At 51.7% G+C, this 20,220-nt stretch carries 17 protein-coding genes; 16 read left to right on the top strand and 1 reads right to left on the bottom strand.

Going from position 1 to position 20,220, the window contains the following annotated elements; genetic code table 11:
• Positions 1 to 51: 51 nt before the first annotated feature.
• The 8 genes from ACLGL1_RS07600 to ACLGL1_RS07565 all read left to right on the top strand — a co-directional run bounded on the left by ACLGL1_RS07600 (position 52) and on the right by ACLGL1_RS07565 (position 13,806).
• Positions 52 to 5,349, top strand: a complete 5,298-nt coding sequence (locus tag ACLGL1_RS07600; RefSeq protein ID WP_411008098.1) for an S-layer homology domain-containing protein — start codon at positions 52 to 54, stop codon at positions 5,347 to 5,349.
• A gap of 169 nt (positions 5,350 to 5,518) precedes the next feature.
• Complete coding sequence (locus ACLGL1_RS07595; RefSeq protein ID WP_411008097.1) at positions 5,519 to 6,259, top strand: hypothetical protein; 741 nt, start codon at positions 5,519 to 5,521, stop codon at positions 6,257 to 6,259.
• Entirely contained in the window at positions 6,246 to 6,650 is a 405-nt protein-coding gene (locus tag ACLGL1_RS07590; protein WP_411008096.1) for an FMN-binding protein, read from the top strand. The genes ACLGL1_RS07595 and ACLGL1_RS07590 overlap by 14 nt, the downstream gene beginning before the upstream one ends.
• Before the next feature lie 13 nt (positions 6,651 to 6,663).
• Positions 6,664 to 9,465, top strand: coding sequence for an FMN-binding protein (locus ACLGL1_RS07585; protein WP_411008095.1), 2,802 nt, complete (start codon positions 6,664 to 6,666; stop codon positions 9,463 to 9,465).
• A gap of 201 nt (positions 9,466 to 9,666) precedes the next feature.
• Positions 9,667 to 10,485: a 1,4-dihydroxy-2-naphthoyl-CoA synthase gene (gene menB, locus ACLGL1_RS07580; protein ID WP_411008094.1), complete on the top strand. Its 819-nt coding sequence runs from the start codon at positions 9,667 to 9,669 to the stop codon at positions 10,483 to 10,485.
• A gap of 9 nt (positions 10,486 to 10,494) precedes the next feature.
• On the top strand, positions 10,495 to 12,018 hold the full coding sequence (gene menE / locus ACLGL1_RS07575) for an o-succinylbenzoate--CoA ligase (protein WP_411008093.1): 1,524 nt from the start codon (positions 10,495 to 10,497) through the stop codon (positions 12,016 to 12,018).
• Positions 12,019 to 12,020: 2 nt separating this feature from the next.
• Positions 12,021 to 12,413, top strand: coding sequence for a PaaI family thioesterase (locus ACLGL1_RS07570; protein ID WP_411008092.1), 393 nt, complete (start codon positions 12,021 to 12,023; stop codon positions 12,411 to 12,413).
• A complete protein-coding gene (locus ACLGL1_RS07565; protein WP_411008091.1) occupies positions 12,394 to 13,806 on the top strand; it encodes a DASS family sodium-coupled anion symporter in 1,413 nt (470 codons plus the stop codon). Before ACLGL1_RS07570 ends, ACLGL1_RS07565 begins: the two co-directional genes overlap by 20 nt.
• Before the next feature lie 150 nt (positions 13,807 to 13,956).
• Here the strand turns inward: ACLGL1_RS07565 and rpmB are convergent, their stop codons facing one another.
• The gene (gene rpmB / locus ACLGL1_RS07560; RefSeq protein WP_411008090.1) at positions 13,957 to 14,178 is read right to left on the bottom strand and encodes a 50S ribosomal protein L28; all 222 of its coding nucleotides are present in this window, start codon (positions 14,176 to 14,178) and stop codon (positions 13,957 to 13,959) included.
• Between the two features lie 160 nt (positions 14,179 to 14,338).
• On the opposite strand from rpmB, the gene ACLGL1_RS07555 reads away from it, so the two are divergent.
• The 8 genes from ACLGL1_RS07555 (at position 14,339) to purF (ending at position 20,219) form a co-directional block, all read left to right on the top strand.
• Positions 14,339 to 14,572, top strand: a complete 234-nt coding sequence (locus tag ACLGL1_RS07555; RefSeq protein WP_411008089.1) for a hypothetical protein — start codon at positions 14,339 to 14,341, stop codon at positions 14,570 to 14,572.
• Positions 14,573 to 14,582: 10 nt separating this feature from the next.
• Entirely contained in the window at positions 14,583 to 15,164 is a 582-nt protein-coding gene (locus ACLGL1_RS07550) for a hypothetical protein (RefSeq protein ID WP_411008088.1), read from the top strand.
• 12 nt (positions 15,165 to 15,176) lie between these two features.
• Complete coding sequence (locus ACLGL1_RS07545) at positions 15,177 to 15,614, top strand: GatB/YqeY domain-containing protein (protein WP_411008087.1); 438 nt, start codon at positions 15,177 to 15,179, stop codon at positions 15,612 to 15,614.
• Positions 15,583 to 15,963 carry a YraN family protein gene (locus tag ACLGL1_RS07540; RefSeq protein WP_411008086.1) on the top strand — a complete coding sequence of 127 codons (381 nt, stop codon included), beginning with the start codon at positions 15,583 to 15,585 and terminating at the stop codon, positions 15,961 to 15,963. The genes ACLGL1_RS07545 and ACLGL1_RS07540 overlap by 32 nt, the downstream gene beginning before the upstream one ends.
• Before the next feature lie 264 nt (positions 15,964 to 16,227).
• Entirely contained in the window at positions 16,228 to 16,752 is a 525-nt protein-coding gene (gene purE, locus ACLGL1_RS07535; protein ID WP_411008085.1) for a 5-(carboxyamino)imidazole ribonucleotide mutase, read from the top strand.
• 1 nt (position 16,753) lies between these two features.
• Complete coding sequence (purB, locus tag ACLGL1_RS07530; protein ID WP_411008084.1) at positions 16,754 to 18,052, top strand: adenylosuccinate lyase; 1,299 nt, start codon at positions 16,754 to 16,756, stop codon at positions 18,050 to 18,052.
• 17 nt (positions 18,053 to 18,069) lie between these two features.
• Positions 18,070 to 18,786: a phosphoribosylaminoimidazolesuccinocarboxamide synthase gene (gene purC, locus ACLGL1_RS07525; RefSeq protein WP_411008083.1), complete on the top strand. Its 717-nt coding sequence runs from the start codon at positions 18,070 to 18,072 to the stop codon at positions 18,784 to 18,786.
• Between the two features lie 41 nt (positions 18,787 to 18,827).
• Positions 18,828 to 20,219: an amidophosphoribosyltransferase gene (gene purF, locus ACLGL1_RS07520; protein ID WP_411008082.1), complete on the top strand. Its 1,392-nt coding sequence runs from the start codon at positions 18,828 to 18,830 to the stop codon at positions 20,217 to 20,219.
• Position 20,220: the final 1 nt, after the last annotated feature.

The following is a 20,220-nucleotide window of genomic DNA, read 5'->3' as shown; positions in this document are numbered from 1 at the left end:
CGGCATCTGTTTCTCCTTGTGTTTGAAGTAAAAACAGAAAAGAGGTCCTGAATGAAAAACAAAAAACTTTGTGCCGGTGTTTTGGCAGCCAGTTTAATGGTTAGCTCTATGCCATTCGCCCCTTTAATCCCACCGGTCCAAGCAGCCAGTGAAGCAATTGGTCAAGGTGTTTACAAGGATGTTAAGGGCCATAAACATGAAGCCCTCTTACAGCGGTGGATTCAAGAAGGTAAAGTCAAGGGCGATGACCAGGGACAAGTGAACCCTGACCAGCCCATCACCCGGGCAGAATTAGCCGCCTTTGTCAATCGGGTCAAGGGCTTTACGAAGATCGCAGATATCAGCCGGTTTACAGATGTAAAAGCGGATGACTGGTATGCCACGGAAGTGGCCCGGGCCGTCCAGGCCGGCTACCTGGTTGGAATGGGGCCGGATACCTTTGGCCCCAATGGCCAGGTGACTGCCGAGCAGGCCATTGCCGTTGCTTTAAGGCTGTCTCCCTTGCCCAAGCAATCCACTGAAAAGGTTCAAGTGCCTGAAACGCTTAAGGTCTCCCCCTGGGCCCAAGAGGCGGTGAAGCAGGCCATCGCCAATGGGATTTTTAGCCCGGCGGATTTAACGGAAAGCCTAACCTTGTCCAGTAAACGAGCAGATAATATCCTCTGGCTGGACCGGAGCCTCAATAAAAACCCGGCCTTAAGCGTTCCCGGGACCTACAGCCTGGGTGAGGTTAACGATGTCGATGTTCAAGTGCCGGGTGTGATCCTAAAAAATACGACCATTAGCGGCCAGCTCACGGTTTCCGCCAAGGCCGAAAAAGGCAATGATACCGTCACCCTTGACCAGGTTACACTGGTCAAGCCGGTGGTCGCCCCCAAGGATATTAAGGTTATTCAAGATGGAAAAACAATAGCAACAAAGGCACCGGATAAAAAACCTGACCAATCCGAGAATAAAAAAACCGGGACGGTAACCATTGGCGGCTCCGGCCATTCAGGTGGTTCAGTGAAGCCTGCCCAGCCTAAAAAGCCGGAAAGTAAGCCCGCCAGCCCAGAAGAGCGGAAGGGGTTAACTGAAAGCCTGAAAACGGCCAAAGGCGTCCTGGACAGCAAGCATGTGTCCCAGGAAGTCAAGACCCCCTTACAAACTGTCTACACAGCTGCCAAAGAAACAGCAGATAACCAAAAAGCCGATAAAGCCGCTGTAGATGCAGCTAAGAAGAAAGTAGACCAGGCCCTAGAAACGGCTAGAAATATTTACAAAGAGAAATTAATTCAATTAGCCGACCAGCTGGATGCTATTCGTCCACAGATTAAACCAGACAGCCAGAGTAGCGAAGTTTCCGATTTGATTTCTGAAATTGGCGAACGTAGCGGTCAATTGCGTAGATACGCCAATACAGATCGGTTCGACGCCGCCCAACTGGCCCTGGGCTTATCTCAAGGGCAAACAACCTATGACCGTGCCCAAGCACTTCTGAAAAAGCAAGCAGAAGAGGCACCCAAGCCGGCTACCAAAGAAGAGCGGAAGGGGTTAAATGAGAGCCTGAAAAAGGCCAAAGGCGTCCTGGACAGTAAACATGTGTCCCAGGAAGTCAAGACCCCCTTACAAACTGTCTATACAGCTGCCAAAGAAACAGCAGATAACCAAAAAGCAGATAAAGCCGCTGTAGATGCCGCCAAGAAAAAAGTAGACCAGGCCCTAGAAACGGCTAGAAATATTTACAAAGAGAAATTAATTCAATTAGCCGACCAGCTGGATGCTATTCGTCCACAGATTAAACCAGATAGTCAGAGCAACGAAATTACAGATTTAATTTCTGAAGTGGGCGAACGTAGTGAAAAATTACGTAAGTATGCCAATACAGCCTGGTTTGATGCAGCCCAACTAGCCATGGGTCTGGCCCAAGGCCAAACGACCTATGAAAAAGCCCAGGCCATGGTCAAGAAGCAAGGGGAAACTGCCTCTACACCGGCTACTAAAGAAGAGCGGAAGGGGTTAAACGAAAGCCTGAAAAAGGCCAAAGGCATCCTGGACAGCCAACAGGTATCCCAGGAAGTCAAGACCCCCTTACAAACCGTCTACACAGCTGCCAAAGAAACAGCAGATAACCAAAAAGCCGATAAAGCCGCTGTAGATGCCGCCAAAGAAAAAGTAGATCAGGCCCTGGAAACCGCTCGGGAAAGCTACAAAGGCAAGGTTCTCCAACTGGCCAATGACCTGGATACCATCGTCAGTAAAATCACCCCAGACGATCAGAGCAATGAAGTTACCGATCTGATTTCCGAGATAAATGGCCGGAGTGCCCTGCTCCGTAAATTGGCCAATAATAAAAACCTGGACGCCGCCCAACTGGCCATGGGCCTCGCCCAAGGGCAAACGACCTACAAAAAGGCCCAAGCCTATGTTGAAAAGCACGCTGCTACACCGGCCACCAAAGAAGAGCGGAAGGGGTTAAACGAAAGCCTGAAAAAGGCCAAAGGCATCCTGGACAGCCAACAGGTATCCCAGGAAGTCAAGACCCCCTTACAAACCGTCTACACAGCTGCCAAAGAAACAGCAGATAACCAAAAAGCCGATAAAGCCGCTGTAGATGCCGCCAAAGAAAAAGTAGATCAGGCCCTGGAAACCGCTCGGGAAAGCTACAAAGGCAAGGTTCTCCAACTGGCCAATGACCTGGATACCATCGTCAGTAAAATCACCCCAGACGATCAGAGCAATGAAGTTACCGATCTGATTTCCGAGATAAATGGCCGGAGTGCCCTGCTCCGTAAATTGGCCAATAATAAAAACCTGGACGCCGCCCAACTGGCCATGGGCCTCGCCCAAGGGCAAACGACCTACAAAAAGGCCCAAGCCTATGTTGAAAAACACGCTGCTACACCGGCTAGCCCAGAAGAGCGAAAGGGGTTAAAGGAAAGCCTAGCCACTGCTAAAGAGTGGATTGATAGCAACAAGCTTTCCGAAGATGTTGTCACCCCGCTAAAAGAGGCGTATACAAGTGCCAAGGGAACAGTAGATGATCTTAAGGCTGATAAGGCTACAGTAGATGCTGCAAAAGAAAGTCTCGACCAAGCCATGGAAGCAGCTAAGGCTAGCTACAGAGAGAAACTCAAGGCCTATGCCGGTAAAATGGACGCCCTCCTGGCTAAAATTCCTAATGATCCCTTTAACGGTGAAGCGACCGCTCACCGTGAAAAAGTAGAAGGGCGTCGAGATCTTCTCTTGAAGTACAGCAAGAATAAAGCGATGGGCGCTCCAGGTTTAGCAACCTTCCTAGAACAAGCTAAACCGATCTACGAAGCGGCCGAAGCCTATGTCAAAAGCTTAGCTCCACAAGAAAAAGCAGATAAGACAGCCCTTAAAGCCAGCCTGACCAAGGCTAAAAAATGGTTAGATGCCAATAATACCGCTAAGGGTGGCGTCACCATCCAATATGATGAAAAAGCCTTAACCCCCTTACAGGATGCCTACACTGCGTCTCAAAAGGTTGCAGATGATGAAGGGGCTAATGCTGCAAGCATTAGCAGGGCAAAAGACCAAATAGACCAGGCCATGGTAACCTTCCGTGAATATTACCAAGGGAAGATGAGAAGCCTGTCCGTCCAGCTGGAGGACCTGGCCGCAAAGATCCCTGAGGAAAATGTTAGTGAAGCGGCTGAAAGCCAGCGGGCCACCTTAAACAGTCAAAAAGACATCATGCACAAAATGATGAAAGACCCAAGTGCAGAGGGTGATGTCCTGGCCCTCTACCTGGCCCAGGCCCAAGACGCCTATAAAAAAGGGGAAGCCTTTGTCAAATCATTGGCTGCTCCTACCGAGGCAGATGAATTTGAAGAGCTGCCCAGGGCCCTGGATTGGCCACTGGGTAAGGCCTTAACGGCCCAAGATATTGCCGGTTGCTTCGATAGCTTAGATGATGCTGAAATCATCAAGCCGCAGAGCCATACCTTTACAGAAGTTGGTCAACAGACGATTTCAGTCACCATTCGATTTTCAGACAACAGCGAGAAAGAGGTAGACCTGCTTGTTGATGTGAAGACGCAGGTTGATGATTTTAGCGACTTGCGGATTAAACCCATTGCAGAAATAAAAGCCTTAGATGCGAACCAAAGCTATGCGAATGGCCAATGGCAGGGGTCTGCTAAGGGCTACCAAAAGATGATTGATGTAACCGTCACCGTAGCTGACGGTAAAATCAAAAATGTTGAAAAAACCATTAAAGGCGTAAAAATTGATGATGGTGGTGAATTTGAACAGAAGGGCTTTGATGGGGTTATCAGTTCCATTATTGCCAACCAGGACCCGCAAAGTGTAGCCGCCCAACTGAATATGAAGCTCGATTTGGTCCAAGGGGTCTATAATTACGCCGGTAAGCAGCAGTACACAGACGAAGCTTACCGGGAAGCCATGAACCACTTCTTTAATGATCCCTCTATAGCACCAAGAGGCCTCAGCCGGGTGCCGGGGATTATCACGGCCTATGATGCAATAGGAAAGGCTATTTTGCCTAAGCTGGAAGCAGCTCATTATGACCGGGTTAAGCTGGCGAGTTTTGATACGACCACGAGTGCCACCTGGACGGCTCGGGGGACGGCCAATGCCATTGTAGATGCCCTGCAGAAGGCCAATGGCGAAAATGATGTCCGCGGCATTAAGGTGACCGGTGACCGGGTCGTCTTTAACGACAAGGCCTCTAAGTATATTGCTGGTGGCTATGTGCAAGGGGACCCCTTTGACTTTTCTGATTACCAGGTTACTGTAGAAAAACAGGACGGTGGTTCAGAGGTCATTCAAGGAGCTGATTTCGCTGCTAATGGCATTAAGGTCTTAAGAACAGACACTAACCTGCCGATTAAAGACGGTATGCCTTTGACGGAAGCAAATGTCGGCCATGATGTCATGGGGGGACTGGAAGTAACCTTCTTACATGAGGCTTCCGGCGCCAAGGCCTATATTAAATTGAACATTGCTCGAAATGAGAAGCTGGTCTTATCCAGTCTGGACTACCGCGTACAGGGTGAGGAAGACTGGAAGCCCCTCTTCCGGCCAACCCCTGAGCAGACGGATAATTTTAGGTTTACCATTCCGGTGCCCAAGGCAGATTTGGACGCCCTTGTGGGGAAAAAGATTGAACTGCGGGCCAACTATACCGATAAAAAACAGAAAACCTACTTTATTGAAGCAACTGGCGACCGGGCCGTTACCGTTCCTCAAGAAAGGAAGGATTATGCTGGGCAGATGAATTTTAACTTTAGAAATCTACCCTTTGATAAACAGGGCCGGTATGTCAATATCCCTTATGCTGACTACTACTTGAATTTTGTTGAAGGAGAGGCCCAGCTTTAAGCGGGTTATCTGTTGGAAAAGGATTGACTATAAGCCTTTCAGTTAAAAAGAGGTCTACAGACCCGGCGCCTGTCGGGCCTGTAGATCCTTTTGCAGTTTTTTAAAGCTTGGATAACTGCGACTAAAGCAAGGTGGAGCAGGTATCCGGGAGATGCCCACGGGAGGTTACATGGAACTACTTATTTCTCTGATTTTTGCAGCGGGCCTGGCCCGGCTGGGCGGTAAGCATATGCAGATGCTGAACTGGCCCCTCTATGGGGCCGGGGCGGTCTTTGCCTTTACGGCCTGCCTGGCCTACCTTTTGACCCTCCAGGATAAGGTCTTAAAAACCGGGGCCGGGGTCGGGCATATCCTGGCGGTGTGCGATAACGGCACCCTGGGCACGGCCTTTTTCATCGTGGTCATGTTTGGGGCCGTCCTGCCCCGGCACTGGGACCTGCGAAAAAATATCATGCGGACCCGGGGCGAACTGTCCATCCTAGGGGGGATTGTCCTACTGCCCCACCTCTTTCACTATGTCATTGATACCCTACTGCACCTGGATCGGTTTAAGGCCATGGAGGGCATGGCCTTTTGGACCTTTACCATGATGGTCCTTTTGGGCCTTTATGCTGGGGTCATTTTTATCCCCCTGTGGGTGACGTCCTTTCCAAGGGTGCGGAAAAAGCTGAAGGGGAAGCGGTGGAAGAATATTCAAAGGCATGCCTATCTCTTTTATGCCTTTGTTTACCTGCATGTCATGCTGGCCTATGCTCTCCATCCGGAAAATACCTATATTTTTGCCAGCTGCCTGTATACGCTTTTGTTTGTAGCCTACCTAATATTACGCTTTCAAAAGCGGGCCAGGGAGGCGATAGGGATTGTAGTGGTTGCTTTAAAGACGAAGGGAGGTATCCATGATCGGTCCTAGAAAAAAAGCTTTATTGACCTGCCTGGCGATTGGCATTTCCTGTGGGTCTATCCTGGCCCATGGGGAGATTGTCCAGGCAGAGCCCTCCCGTCTTTCTGCAGATGTGGAAAATCGTGAACCGGGCCCCTACAAGGATGGGGACTATAGCGGAACGGCGGAAGGCTATAACGGAGACATGACCGTCAAGGTGAAAGTTGTCAACGGTTGGATTGGCCAGGCGGAAATTGCTGAAACCGGTGATGACCAGGAATACCTGGCCAAGATTGAACCCCTCATTGCCAAGGTGCTGGAAGACCAGTCGACCAAGGTAGATACCATTAGTGGGGCTACCTTTAGCTCCTGCGGCTTCTTGGATGCGACCGATGCAGCCCTGGCCAAGGCGAAAAAGTAAAGGAGGCGGTGGAATGAATAAGAGCTTTATCAGTATCATCCTCACTCTGTCCATGCTCACCAGCCTGACGACCGGCTATGCCATGGGGTCTGCCGGTGGCGCTGATGAGTCAGAGACGACGCAAAGCCGGGTCCGACCTGACCGCTCAAAAGAAGAAGCCCCTAAAGGCTTAGTCAACCGGGCTAAGATGGGAAACCTCAAGGATGGGACCTATACCGGGAGAGCCGAAGGCTATTCCGGCTTGGTGACGGTCGAGGTGACTGTTAAGGATAATAAAATCGTTGATTTAAAAGTGTTAAGTCATACGGAAACGCCGGGCTACTATGAAAAGGGGGCTGGGGTTATCCAGGCCATCTTGGCCAAGGGGTCCCTTGAGGTGGACACCATCAGTGGAGCCACCCTGACCAGCCGGGCCATCATAGAAGCAGCTACCGATGCCCTTTCTAAGGCCGGTGGTGCACCGGCGAAAAAAACGGCTTCGGCGGCCCGAGGCGGTCATCGCCAGGGCGGCGCTGCGGCGCCGACACCTGCCAGCGGTAAGACCTTTGACAGCTTAAAGGATGGAACCTATGTTGGCTATGGCCAGGGCTATGCCGGGAGTATTGGCGTGGAAGTGGTCATTAGCGGTGGGGTCATCAGCTCGGCCCGGATGGTGTCCGGCAATGAAGACCCGCCCTATATCAATAATGCTCTAGCCATCTTAGACCGAGTCGTCGGGCAAAAGGGCACAGCCGGCATTGATGCCGTTTCCGGGGCCACTTTTTCTTCCAATGGCCTCTTAAATGCCGTCAATGACGCCCTGGCCCAGGCCAGTGGCGGCCCTTCATCCAGTCAATCAGCCGCTGGGGCAGGTAAAAATCCCGCCGCTGACCGGTTAAAGGAAGAAAACCAGCGCTTAAAAGACCAGTTGGCCACCCTGCAGAAGGAAAAGCTGGGCGGCTTGGTGCCGGCCCAACTGAAAGACGGCACTTATGAGGGGTCAGCCAAGGGTTACAACCTGAAGACCACTGTCCAAGCGCTGGTCAAGGATGGCAAGTTGGTCCAGGTCAAGTTGGTTGACAGTGATGATGACAAGGAATACCTGGCTATGGCCCTGCCCCTCCTGGACCAGATGGTTAAAAAAGGGGGGACTGCTGGGGTGGATACCATTTCGGGGGCGACCTTTTCCTCCTTTGGTCTCATTAACGCCACCAACATGGCCCTGGCCCAGGCCGGTCAAACTGGTGATACCAGCGGGGCCATGGCCCAGGCCAAGAAAGAATTTGAACTAACCCTTAAAAAATTAAAGGAAGAAAATGAACGCCTGAAACAGGCCGACCTGTCCGGTGAGGGTGAGCCCCCGGCCACCAATTGGAAGGACGGGACCTTTACCGGGACCGCCCAAGGCTATAAGAGTGCTGTGACTGTTGAAGCCAGTGTTAGCGGTCAAAAGTTAACCGGCTTGCGGGTCACTGACCATAATGAGGACAGGGAATACTTTGACCAGGCAGAAGCGGTTGTGGACGCCATTTTAAGTAAGGGGTCTACGACCGGTGTCGACACCGTTTCCGGGGCTACTTTTTCATCCAAGGCCATCCTCAAGGCCACCGTCCGGGCCCTACGCCAGTCTGCCGGCCTAGCTGCCGGCAGTGAAGACCCGGGGGTCAGCCCGGCCTTGGAAGAAGAAAATAAGCGGCTCAAGGAAGAGGTCGAGGCCCTGAATAAGCAGCTGGAAGACTCGCTGGGAGATGGCCAGCTCCACGATGGTACCTTTATCGGCAGCGCCAAAGGTTACAGCGATGGCGGTAATAATGAACTCAAGTTGTCTATTACCGTAAAGGACAAAAAAATCGTGGAGATCACAGTCTTAGATAGGAACGGTGAGACCGAGCCCTACTATTCAGATGCCTGGGACCATGTGGTACCCCAGATTATAAGCAAGCAGACCATTAAGGGGGTCGATACCTTCTCCGGAGCGACCATTACCTCTAATGCCATCAAAAACGCTGTCCGTCAGGCCATGAAGGCCTCCTTTGCCGGCAGCGGTGGGGACAGCGGGGCCCTGATTGAGGCCTTAAAGAAAAAACACGCTGAAGAAATCAAGGCCCTAAAGGCCAAAATCCACGAGCTAGAAGCCGGGCAGGGCAGCGGGGGGGCTAAACCGGGTCTGGACATCAGCAAGATTCCGGACGGGACCTACCATGGCAAGGGCTATGGCTACCATGGATCCACCGGCCCGGGAAGTATGGCGGAAGAAGAGCCCGAGAAGTTTGCGGCCTTAAATGGAGATCGGACGGCCATTGAAGTGGACGTTACCATTTCGAGTGGCCGGCTGGAAAAAATCGCCATTACCAAAAATAAGGAAAGCCGGGATTACCGCCGCCGTCCCTTTAAAGACATCCGGGCGGCCATGATTGACCAGCAAAAGGTGGATGTCGATACCGTTACGGGTGCCACCTACACCTCCAAGGGCTTAATTGAGGCGGTTAAAAATGCCCTGGAAGGGGCCGGGACCGGCGGTCATGACCCTGGTGACCACCCGGCCGATGGTGAAGGCAGCCCAGATGGCCAAGTGGCTGACCTGCAGGCCCAATTGGCTGCCAAGGAAGCAGAAACAGTTGCCTTAAAAAACCAACTGGCCACCATGCGGACTTGGTGGAAAAAGTTCTTTGCCGGTTGGCAGCAAGTCCAAGCGGAGGCAGAAACCTTTTTCGGCAGTGGAGAAGGAAAGACCATGGCTAGGGAAGACTGGCAGGTTGTGGTAAATCCTATAAACGACCTCATGGTCAGCCCGGAGACCGAGCATTTCAAATCGCCAGAGGAAGATAAATCATAAGACAGGCTATCAAATGAATAAGGCCCCGGTGGTCGGATAAGAAAGACCGACCACCGGGGCCTTATTATGACCTTTTCCGGGATAAGCTGATAAGTGAAAAAAATCTCAAATATACAGTGAGAGGCTGGTATTTGATTCTATAGGATGGTAAAATAAGGAAAGTTATTCTAAGCTTTTTGAAAGCAGGAAAGGTGTGAAGACATGGCTTATCAATGGGAAGTAGTTAAGTCGTACGAAGAGATTATTTTTGAACGGTCCGGTAAAATAGCTAAAATAACCATCAACCGGCCTGAGGTCCATAATGCTTTTACCCCCTTGACAGTACAAGAAATGATTGATGCTTTGACCATCTGCCGGGATGATGCAGGTATTGGCCTAGTGATTTTAACCGGTGCCGGTGACAAGGCCTTTTGTTCCGGGGGCGACCAGAAGGTCCGTGGCCATGGGGGTTATGTTGGCCAAGATGGGATTGCCCGGTTAAATGTTTTAGACTTGCAGCGGCTCATTCGGATTTTACCCAAGCCGGTGGTGGCCATGGTTAAGGGCTGGTCTATAGGGGGTGGTAATATCCTTCAACTGGTTTGTGATATTACGATTGCTGCGGATAATGCCCGCTTTGGCCAGACCGGCCCTAAAGTGGGGTCTTTTGATGCCGGCTACGGATCCGGCTACTTGGCCCGGGTGATTGGCCATAAACGGGCTAAAGAAGTCTGGTTCATGTGTCGTCAATACACAGCTGAAGAAGCCTATGCCATGGGCTGGGTGAATACTGTGGCCCCCTTGGCTGAAGTGGAAGAAGTGACCCTCGCCTGGTGCGAGCGTATCCTCATGATGTCCCCAACAGCCTTACGCTTTATTAAGGCCTCTATGAATGCAGATACAGATGGCTTAGCCGGCTTGCAGCAGCTGGGTGGTGATTGCACGATGCTTTATTATACTACCGATGAGGGCAAAGAGGGAAAGAATGCTTTCTTGGAAAAAAGAGATCCGAATTTCGACGACTTTCCCAAGTTTCCTTAAGGAGGCCCCATGCCCGATGAAAATTGGATAAAAAAGCGTGCCTTGCTTTCACCGCATACGCTGGCCCTGGACTTTGAAGGTCAGCAATGGACCTTTGCAGACCTCTATAAGGAGGCTCACAGGCTAGGTGTCGTTTTAGATGACCGTTTGTATTCGGTCAGTGATAAAAAATCCAGACGAGTAGCCGTTTTAGCGGATAACTCGGCAGACTTCTATATCCTCATTGCTGCCTTAATGGATGGGGGGATAGAGATGGTCCTCTTAAATACCCGGCTTTCCCTGCCAGAATTGGCCTACCAAGTGGTAGATGCTAAACCGGTCCTCGTGCTTTATGCAGAAGAATACAAGGCCCAGGCGGAGGCCTTGCTTGCAGAAGCTGGGGGCGACTTGCAAGTTGCCTCTTTAAGGGTCCTTTTGCAGGCAAGTCGGACCTTGCCTGTCATTCCGGGAAGACAGATGCCTTGGCGAGGGGACCGGGTGATGAGTGTTTTATATACATCTGGCACAACCGGTCGCCCTAAAGGAGTCTTGCAGACTTATAATAACCACTTGTGGTCGGCCTTGGCCGGGGGTTTAAATGCTGGTTTGGTGCCGGGGGATGGCTGGGTTTGCGTGACCCCGCTCTTTCATGTGAGCGGTTTGTCGATTTTAGTGCGGAGCTTGGTGTATGGCTGCCCGGTTTATTTGTTCCCACGGTTTGATGCAGCTGCGGTTAACCGGTCTTTATGTGCTGGGCGGGGGACGATTATTTCCGTGGTGGCTTATACCCTGAAGGCCCTGCTCGATGATTTAGGGGATAGGCGGTATCCGCCTTCTTTCCGCTATATGCTCTTAGGCGGCGGTTTTTTTGACGAAGGGCTCCTGTCCCAGTGTGCCGACCTAGGGATTGCAGTGATCCGGTCCTTTGGGATGACGGAAACCTGTTCACAAATTGTTGCCACCGGCCTGGCGGATACAGCGATTAAACCAGCCTCGTCGGGTCAGGCCCTTTTCCCGAACCGACTCCGTATTGATGATGGCAGCTATCCACCGGGAACGGTTGGTGAAATACAAATCCAATCGCCGGCCCTATGCCGAGGTTACTTAAATAATGAAGCCGCCTACCGTCGGGCCTTTACAAGTGACGGTTGGTATAAGACCGGGGATATCGGTTGTTTAGATGAAGAAGGCTATCTTTATGTGAAAAGTCGGTTGACAGACTTGATTATTTCCGGTGGGGAAAATATCTATCCGGCAGAGGTTGAACAATGCCTGGCCCGCCATCCTGATATTCGCGAGTGTGCCGTGATTGGGCGAGAAGATGCTCGCTGGGGTCAGGTGCCGGAAGCCTACCTGGTAGCGGCGAACCCTCAAAGACCCTTGCCATCACCTGCAGCCCTACAGGCGTATTGCCGGCAGTATTTGGCCGCTTATAAGGTGCCAAAGCACTTTGTTTTTTTAGCAGACCTTCCAAAAACATCCATCGGAAAAGTCCAAAAGCAGCGGTTGAGAGAGGGCCGTCATGGCCCGGTCGTTCAAGAAGGGGGCCGGTAGGTATGGGTATTTTAGATAGCCTTGGCGTGACTTTTGTAGAAAAGAGCCGCTCTTTGACGATTCAAGAATGGATCGTAACCGAGCCTATGACACAAATTCATGGCATCTTGCATGGAGGCCTATCAGCAGCTATAGCAGAACAGGGGGCTTCCATGGGGGCCACCCTGTCCTTGCCGGCTGGTAGGCAGGCCGTCGGTTTATCCATGACGGTTCAGCATTTACGACCTGTTTCCTTAGGGAGCCGGTGCCGGTGCTATGCTCGTCCGGTGCAAGCGGGTGGAAAAATTCAAGTGTGGCAGGTGGAGAACCGCTTGGTTGAAGATGACACCCTTTTTAGCATGGCTACTGTGACTATTTATTGTAAGCAGGTGAGAGATGAAAGGTATTCAATTTAAACGACTGGGCCTTGCAGCCCTTATTTGCTTGGGGATAGTCCTTGTACCTACACCGGAAGGGGTAACGCCCGAGGGCTGGCGGGCCTTTGCCTTGTTTGTAGGCTTTGTCCTGGCTTGTTTATTTTCAGCAGGCGGTATAGGTGAATTGGCTCTCATTTTAATTGGGGGCCTTCTGGTGACTGGGGCCATGCCTCTCGAGACCCTTCTAACCGGCTTCGCCAATCCGGCTGTTTGGCTGGTCCTCTTTGCTTTTTTTGCGGCCATCGGTTTTAGAAACACCTCTCTGGGCTATCGGCTGGCTTATCTCTTAATTGGACGCTTTGGTCACCATCCTATAGGCTTGGTTTACGCCATCAGTGCCTGTGATTTTATTATTGCCCCCTTTGTGCCCAATACCAATGCTCGGGGGGCTGGCATCTTGTATCCAGTAACGAAGGCCTTGGCCGAAGCCATGGGGTCATCACCTGAGAAGGGGACCGAGAAGAAAATAGGGGCCTTTCTTTTTATGGCCAGTTTTCAGTTGAATTTGATTATCGGGGCGCTCTTCTTAACGGCTATGTCCACCAACCCTCTGGCGACAGAAATGTTGGGCAAAAGTTTTGATATCTCCATTACTTGGACGGACTGGTTTGTTTATGCAGCTGTACCGATTCTTTTAACCCTTCTGCTTGTACCCTGGCTCATCTACTTCCTAAACCGCCCGCAAATGACTCGGGAAGAAAGACGGATTGCCCCGGATTTTGCCCGGACGGAGTTGGCCAAAATGGGGCGGATAAGCCGGAAAGAAGGGATCATGACAGTTATCTTTTTGGCCATGATCATCCTTTGGGCTGTTGGTAATAAGATCAATCTTCATGCGACTATCGTGGCCTTAATGGGGGTTGTGGCCTTGCTGTTGACGGAAATTATTTCGTATCAAGATGTTGTCCAGGAGCAAAAGGCCTGGGATATTTTATTGTGGTTGGCCCCCCTGATTGCAATCACCGCTTATTTAAATGAAAGTGGTGTCATTGATTGGATGGTGGGCCTTGTCCAAAGGCCCTTGGCCGGTCAGTCGCCCCTCTTCGTTTACATCGTCCTGGTCCTGGCCTACTACTATGTCCATTACTTACTCAGCAGTTTATTTGTCCACCTGCAGGCCTTCTTCTTACCCTTTGTAGGTATCTTGGTTGCTATGGGCTTTGATGCGATAGTGGTAGGGATGGTTTTCGCTTTATTGACCTGTGTTTCACCGGGGACGACCCATTACGGCACAGGTACGGCTTCTATTTATTATGCCGCTGGCTACATGAGTCAAAAGGAATGGTGGAAAACAGGCTTCCTTGTTTCTGTCGTTGAAATTATTTTCATCGCCGGATTGGGCTATGGCTGGATTAGTTTAATGGCTTCTTAATTGACCTTAACGATAAGAGAAGAAAACCAGGGCGGCTCCGATAATGGTTCGGATCCGCCCTGGTTTTCATTTTACTAAATGGGTTGACTTGTAGGGAAGGGGGCATAAAAAAACCTTCTAAAACAAGACGTTTTAGAAGGGTAGGGTCAGTTAAGCATTAGATTCAGTGGCTTGGTTCGCAGCTTTAGCGCGTTGAACTTTACCAGACCGGAGGCAGCGGGTGCACACGTTCAATTTCTTGGGCGTGCCGTTGACCACGGTGCGGACCGTTTGGATATTCGGGCGCCAGGTTCTTTTATTGCGAATATGAGAGTGGCTTACGCGCATGCCGGTGGTCACGCCTTTGCCGCAGATGTCACAACTTCTTGCCATGGGAATACCTCCTTTGCCAATATATCATACTTTAATATACTAGCAGACTGGGCGAGAAAATGCAAGATATTTATAAGTCCTCTTTGCTTGAGCGGTCTTAGCTCTTGTGATAAAATGGCCTTAGATGTAAATTGACTAATCATTGGAACGGTGGGATATTATGAGTGACAAGGCAAGGGTGAAGAGCGGTTTTTTTGTAGACAGAACCGCCTGCCCCGTTTGTCAAGGCGCCGGTTGTGTCGATTGCTGTCAGACCGGCGATGTTGATTGTGTGACGATTCCCTGTGATTACTGCCAAGGGAAGGGTGTCCTGGCAGAGGTAAAAAAAGAACGGATTTTCCTGTTGGCGGCCCTTGTTCTCATGGTCGCCGGTACAGTTGCAATTCTAGTGTAAGGAGGCAGGTATGGGCCGTATTATTGATTGGTTTCGAGGGGCGGTTACCCCTTGTCAGACGTGTGAGGGCGCCGGTGCGCTGCCGGCTAATATAAGTGATGATACCATCAGTCCCTGCCCCCGCTGCAAGGGGTCCGGTATTATTGAAGTGACTGAAGAGATTGAGCATTTAAAAGAAACCCCTTGCGATAACCCCTCCTGCCACCAGGGGCAGGTGCGGCAGCTTTTGACCAATGGCCAGGTGACAGAGGTCGACTGCCCGGTCTGCCAGGGCTTGAGCCGGCAGGTGCGGACGGTGATGGAAAGCTATGTGACCCACCGGAAGTGCCCGATCTGTGATGGCCAGGGGGCGGCCACCGGGGAGAAGATGCGGCAGCAACATGCCGAGGGCCTCTGCCCGGATTGCCACGGCCTGGGCAGGCAGGTGCATGTGACCCGCCTGATTCCCCCCTTCCTGCTCTTTGGACTGATCTTATTAAACCCGCTTTTCGCAGGGATACCCATGCTCTTTGGGGCCTTGGTCTTTAGCTTTTATGCTCTGAGACGGAATAAAAGCAAGGCGGTTATCAACCCGGAAAATATACCAGAATAAATTGGAGGCTATATGCTGTACGAAGATTATCGACGAGAAAAAATGCAGGCCTTAAAAAATAAGGATACCTTTAAAAATAAGGTCATCACAGGTCTGATGTCCGACATGACCTATAAGATGAAAGAAAAGGGTCAGGATTTATCTGAAGAAGAATGCCAGTCGGTGGTGCAGAAGGCCTTGAAAAAGGCCCAGGAGGCCTATGACCTCGCGGCTTCCCGTCCGGACAAGCAAGAAGAAATGGCCAAGGAAATTGACATCTTAAAGGGCTTCTTACCGGAACAATTGACGGCTGAAGAAGTCCAGGCTAAAATAGACGCTCTTTTTGCCGACTTGTCGCCTCAAGAGGCCAACAAGGGCATGCTCATGGGCAAGGCCATGGGGGCCTTAAAGGGCTTGGCTGATGGCCGGGTGATTTCCGATGCGGTGGATGCCTGGCTTAAAAAGGCATAAGTCCCGGCAGGACTTCGGCCAGGCAGCAGAAGAGGCGGCGGTCCGGCTCTTGAAAAAGAAGGGCCACAAGATCATCAGGCGGAATTACGCCATTCGGGACGGGGAGCTTGATATCATCAGCCGCCGGCAGGATACCCTGGTCTTTACCGAGGTCCGGGCGCGGAAGTATGGGGCCATGGTCCGGCCGGAGGAAACGGTCGATAGGCGGAAACAGGCCAAAATCCGTCATACGGCCCAGGCCTGGTTACTGGCCCACCCCTGCGACGATGCTTGTCGCTTTGATGTGATTGCCTGCTATGAGGAGGCCGACGGGCGCCTGAGGCTTGAACACTATGAAAACGCCTTTTAACCACTTGCTGTATTGACCTTGTCAAAAGGCTGTGCTACACTACAAACAGTTGAATAATAAAAGCCGTCGTTTGGATATATTTTATATGCCATTAGCACGGGAAAGCATACCTAGGGTAGCCTGGCTAACCAAGTGGTATGGGCACAAGTTTGTGCTACACCGAAGGGATAAAAGCCCAGGCGGGTAGGTTTCCTATGACCATTGACCATAGAAAACCTACCCGCTTGGGCTTTTGTTGTATGTCAAAGAAAGGGGTCTATACCTATGCAAGCAAACACTCCACCCTTAGTTGGTATTGTGATGGGCAGCGATTCTGATTTTAAAATCATGAAAAAAGCAGCCCTCCAGTTGGATGAATTCGGGATTCCTTATGAAATGTTGGTGGCCAGTGCCCACCGCAGCCCGGAAAAGGCGCTCAAATTTTCCGCTGAAGCTGTCAAAAAGGGGATGCGGGTCATCATCGCCGGTGCCGGCGCAGCTGCCCACTTACCCGGCGTGTTAGCGGCTAAAACCACCTTACCGGTCATTGGCGTGCCCATTAACGCCACGGCCTTAAATGGGGTAGATGCTCTTTACGCAATTGTGCAGATGCCTTCCGGCATTCCGGTGGCGACCGTCGGCATTGACGGGGCTAAAAATGCCGCTATCCTGGCCGCAGAAATGCTGGCTCTGGCAGATGCCGACCTGCAGCAAAAACTGGTCCAATATAAGGAAGATATGGCCGCCGGTGTTGCCCAAAAGGATGCCAAGCTGCAGGATGCCTTGCGCGAGATGAAAGAGGAGAAATAAGATGATCGATCGCTACAGCCAACCGGAAATGCAGGCTATTTGGTCCGATGCCAATAAATTTTCCATCATGATGGAAGTGGAAATCTTAGCCTCTGAGGCCATGGCGGAAATTGGGGAAATTCCCAAAGAAGCCGCTCGCAATATCCGCGAAAAGGCCAATTTCGACGTCGACCGGATTAAGGAAATTGAACGGGTGACCAAGCATGACGTCATCGCCTTTGTCTCCTGCATGGCCGAATACGTTGGTGAGGATGGCAAGTACATCCACCTGGGAATGACCTCCTCTGATGTCCTGGACACGAGCTTTTCCGTGCAAATTCGTCAAGCCGGTGAGCTCATTTTAGACCGGGTCAACCAGCTTATTGCGGTTCTCAAAAAACAGGCTATTCGCTACAAGGATACCCTGGCCATGGGCCGGACCCATGGTGTCCATGCAGAACCGGTGACCTTCGGCCTGAAGCTGGCCATGTGGTATACCGAAATGTGCCGGCAGAAAGACCGGTTGGAAGGAGCCATTGAGAATATCAGCGTTGGGGCTATTTCAGGGGCCGTCGGGACCTTTGCCAACATTGACCCGGCCATTGAGACTTATGTCTGCGACCATCTTTCCTTAACTCCGGAACCGGTATCCACTCAAATTATCCAGCGGGACCACCACCTGGAATTTATGATGGCCCTGGCCAATATCGCCACCTCCTTAGAAAAATTCGCAACAGAAATCCGTAACCTCCAGCGGACAGAAGTGGCTGAAGTCCAAGAGGCCTTTGCCAAGGGGCAGAAGGGGTCTTCCGCCATGCCCCACAAGCGGAATCCCATTCACTGTGAACGGGTTTGCGGCCTGGCCCGGATTGTCCGGAGCAATGTCCTCCCGGCCGCTGAAAACTGCGTGACCTGGCACGAGCGGGACATTTCCCACTCTTCTGTAGAACGGATCATCATGCCGGACTCTACCGCCCTGCTCTACTATATCCTGGGCGTTTTCACCAATGTGGCTGAAAACCTGGTCGTCCGTGAAGAGCAAATGATGCAGAATGTCGAAAAAACCCATGGGCTCATCTTCTCCCAACGGGTCCTCCTGGCCCTGGTTGAAAAAGGCGTGGCCCGGGATACGGCCTATCCCTGGGTCCAGGAAAATGCCATGCGGGCCTGGGATGAGCAAACCTCCTTCCATGACCTGGTTAAGGCAGATGACCGGATCACCGCTCACTTAGATGACCAAACTCTGGATGATATCTTTGACTACAGCTACCACACCAAACGAGTCGATTATATTTTCCGTCGCGCCGGCTTAATGGACTAAGAAAGGGAGTCTATTTAATGAAAGTGCTTGATCAACTTTACGAAGGTAAAGCAAAACGTGTATTTAAAACAGATGATGACCAGCTTTACATGGTGGCCTACAAGGATGATGCGACCGCTTTCAACGGGGAGAAAAGAGGCACCATCGACCACAAGGGGGTCCTGAACAATAAAATTTCAGGCTGGTTCTTTAAACGCCTGGCTGACCAAGGGGTCAAAAACCACCTGGTCCAAGTGGTGGATGATGACCACCAATTGGTCAAACGGGTCGAAATCATCAAGCTTGAAGTCATTGTCCGCAATATCATCGCCGGGTCCATGGCCAAGCGCCTAGGCCTGGAAGAAGGCCTGGTTGCCAAGACGCCCATCATCGAGTTCTCCTATAAGGATGACGACCTGGGCGACCCCCTCATCAACCGTTACCATGCCCAGGCCCTTGGGGTGGCGACGAAAGAAGAAATTGATACGATCATTAGTGAAGCCTTCAAAATCAATGACTTCCTCAGCCAGTGGCTGGATGAGGCTAACCTTATCTTGGTGGACTTTAAGTTGGAGTTTGGCCGGACCCCGGATGGGACCATTATCCTGGCTGACGAAATTTCACCGGATACCTGTCGGCTCTGGGATAAGGATACACGTGAAAAACTGGATAAAGACCGGTTCCGCCGCGATTTGGGCGGGGTTGCCGAAGCCTACGTCGAAGTGTGGCGCCGGCTCCAGGCTTTAGACCAGTAAGGCATCGATCAGGCACACAAGCACTAGAAGGGAAGGACATTATGGCAGTTATTGCGGCAGACGGGTTTCACGAAGAATGTGGCGTATTCGCCATCTATACCAAAAATAAAGAGGTGGCTTCAAGATGCTATTATGGGCTTTTTGCCCTCCAGCACCGGGGTCAGGAAGCCTGCGGGATTGCCAGCTCAAACCATAAAAAAATCGAATTTTACAAGTCTCAGGGTCTGGTAACGGAAGTCTTTGATGAAGACATTCTAGCTAAGCTCACTGGGTCTTGTGGGATTGGCCATGTTCGTTATTCCAATAGCGACGGCAATGCGGATATCAATATCCAGCCCATCGTTGCCCACTACCTCCAAGGGGATGTGGCCCTGGCCATGAACGGGTCTTTGACCAATACAGGTAAACTCCGCAACTGGCTGGCCCAGAGCGGGTCTGTCTTTCAAACGACCACCGACGCCGAGTTGGTCTGCAACCTTCTGGCCCGGTATGGCCACGGGTCTTTAGATGTGTCCATCAGCCAGGCCATGGCGGACCTCCAGGGGTCCTATGCCCTGGTGGCCATGAACCAGGATACTATTTATGCCGCCCGCGACCCCTACGGCAACCGGCCTCTTTGTATCGGTAAGCTGCCGGAAGGCTACTGCGTGGCCTCTGAAACCTGTGCCCTAGACACCATCGGGGCTACCTTTATCCGGGATGTCCGTCCCGGTGAAACCCTCACCATCGATGCGGACGGCATCCACAGCCGTGACTTAGCGAACCCGCCCCAGCCGGCCCACTGCGCCTTTGAATACGTCTACTTTGCCCGACCGGACTCAACCATTGATGGGATCAATGTCAACCTGTCCCGGCGGCGGATGGGGGCGATTCTAGCCCGAGAAATTAAGGATGACCTGGATGTAGACGTGGTTATCCCGGTGCCGGATTCCGGTACCAGTGCGGCCATCGGTTTTGCTGAAGAGAGCGGGATTGAATTCACCCCGGGCATCCTGAAAAACCGTTATACCGGCCGGACCTTCATTGCCCCGACCCAGGAAATGCGGGAGCAACTGGTCAAGCTAAAGTTAAACCCCATCCGGGAAGAATTAGAAGGTCGGCGGATTGCTGTCGTCGACGATAGCATTGTACGGGGGACCACCAGTAAGCGGCTGGTGGCCTTGCTCAAGGAGCGGGGCGCTAAGGAAGTCCACTTCCTGGTCACCTGCCCGCCGGTGGTCAACCCTTGTTATTACGGCATTGACACCGCTGAACGAGACCGGCTGATTGCCGCTAAAATGGACCTGGAAGGCATGCGCGAATATATCGGCGCCGACAGCCTCCACTTCCTCAGCTCAAAAGGGCTCCTAGAAGCCTTAGGTGGCGAGCCGCGATTCTGTGATGCGTGTATCGGTGGGGCCTACCACCTTGGTATCCCTGCAGAAGGAGAATAAA

The organism is Peptococcus simiae, from assembly GCF_046569735.1.
Lineage (GTDB): Bacteria > Bacillota > Peptococcia > Peptococcales > Peptococcaceae > Peptococcus > Peptococcus simiae_A.
Note: the sequence above shows the minus strand (reverse complement) of the source record. Positions and strands in the feature narration are given on the sequence as shown.

Coding starts and splice junctions, on each gene's coding strand:
- ACLGL1_RS07600 (WP_411008098.1), top strand. CDS start 52: ATGAAAAACAAAAAACTTTGTGCCGGTGTTTTGGCAGCCAGTTTAATG.
- ACLGL1_RS07595 (WP_411008097.1), top strand. CDS start 5,519: ATGGAACTACTTATTTCTCTGATTTTTGCAGCGGGCCTGGCCCGGCTG.
- ACLGL1_RS07590 (WP_411008096.1), top strand. CDS start 6,246: ATGATCGGTCCTAGAAAAAAAGCTTTATTGACCTGCCTGGCGATTGGC.
- ACLGL1_RS07585 (WP_411008095.1), top strand. CDS start 6,664: ATGAATAAGAGCTTTATCAGTATCATCCTCACTCTGTCCATGCTCACC.
- menB (WP_411008094.1), top strand. CDS start 9,667: ATGGCTTATCAATGGGAAGTAGTTAAGTCGTACGAAGAGATTATTTTT.
- menE (WP_411008093.1), top strand. CDS start 10,495: ATGCCCGATGAAAATTGGATAAAAAAGCGTGCCTTGCTTTCACCGCAT.
- ACLGL1_RS07570 (WP_411008092.1), top strand. CDS start 12,021: ATGGGTATTTTAGATAGCCTTGGCGTGACTTTTGTAGAAAAGAGCCGC.
- ACLGL1_RS07565 (WP_411008091.1), top strand. CDS start 12,394: ATGAAAGGTATTCAATTTAAACGACTGGGCCTTGCAGCCCTTATTTGC.
- rpmB (WP_411008090.1), bottom strand. CDS start 14,178: ATGGCAAGAAGTTGTGACATCTGCGGCAAAGGCGTGACCACCGGCATG.
- ACLGL1_RS07555 (WP_411008089.1), top strand. CDS start 14,339: ATGAGTGACAAGGCAAGGGTGAAGAGCGGTTTTTTTGTAGACAGAACC.
- ACLGL1_RS07550 (WP_411008088.1), top strand. CDS start 14,583: ATGGGCCGTATTATTGATTGGTTTCGAGGGGCGGTTACCCCTTGTCAG.
- ACLGL1_RS07545 (WP_411008087.1), top strand. CDS start 15,177: ATGCTGTACGAAGATTATCGACGAGAAAAAATGCAGGCCTTAAAAAAT.
- ACLGL1_RS07540 (WP_411008086.1), top strand. CDS start 15,583: ATGCGGTGGATGCCTGGCTTAAAAAGGCATAAGTCCCGGCAGGACTTC.
- purE (WP_411008085.1), top strand. CDS start 16,228: ATGCAAGCAAACACTCCACCCTTAGTTGGTATTGTGATGGGCAGCGAT.
- purB (WP_411008084.1), top strand. CDS start 16,754: ATGATCGATCGCTACAGCCAACCGGAAATGCAGGCTATTTGGTCCGAT.
- purC (WP_411008083.1), top strand. CDS start 18,070: ATGAAAGTGCTTGATCAACTTTACGAAGGTAAAGCAAAACGTGTATTT.
- purF (WP_411008082.1), top strand. CDS start 18,828: ATGGCAGTTATTGCGGCAGACGGGTTTCACGAAGAATGTGGCGTATTC.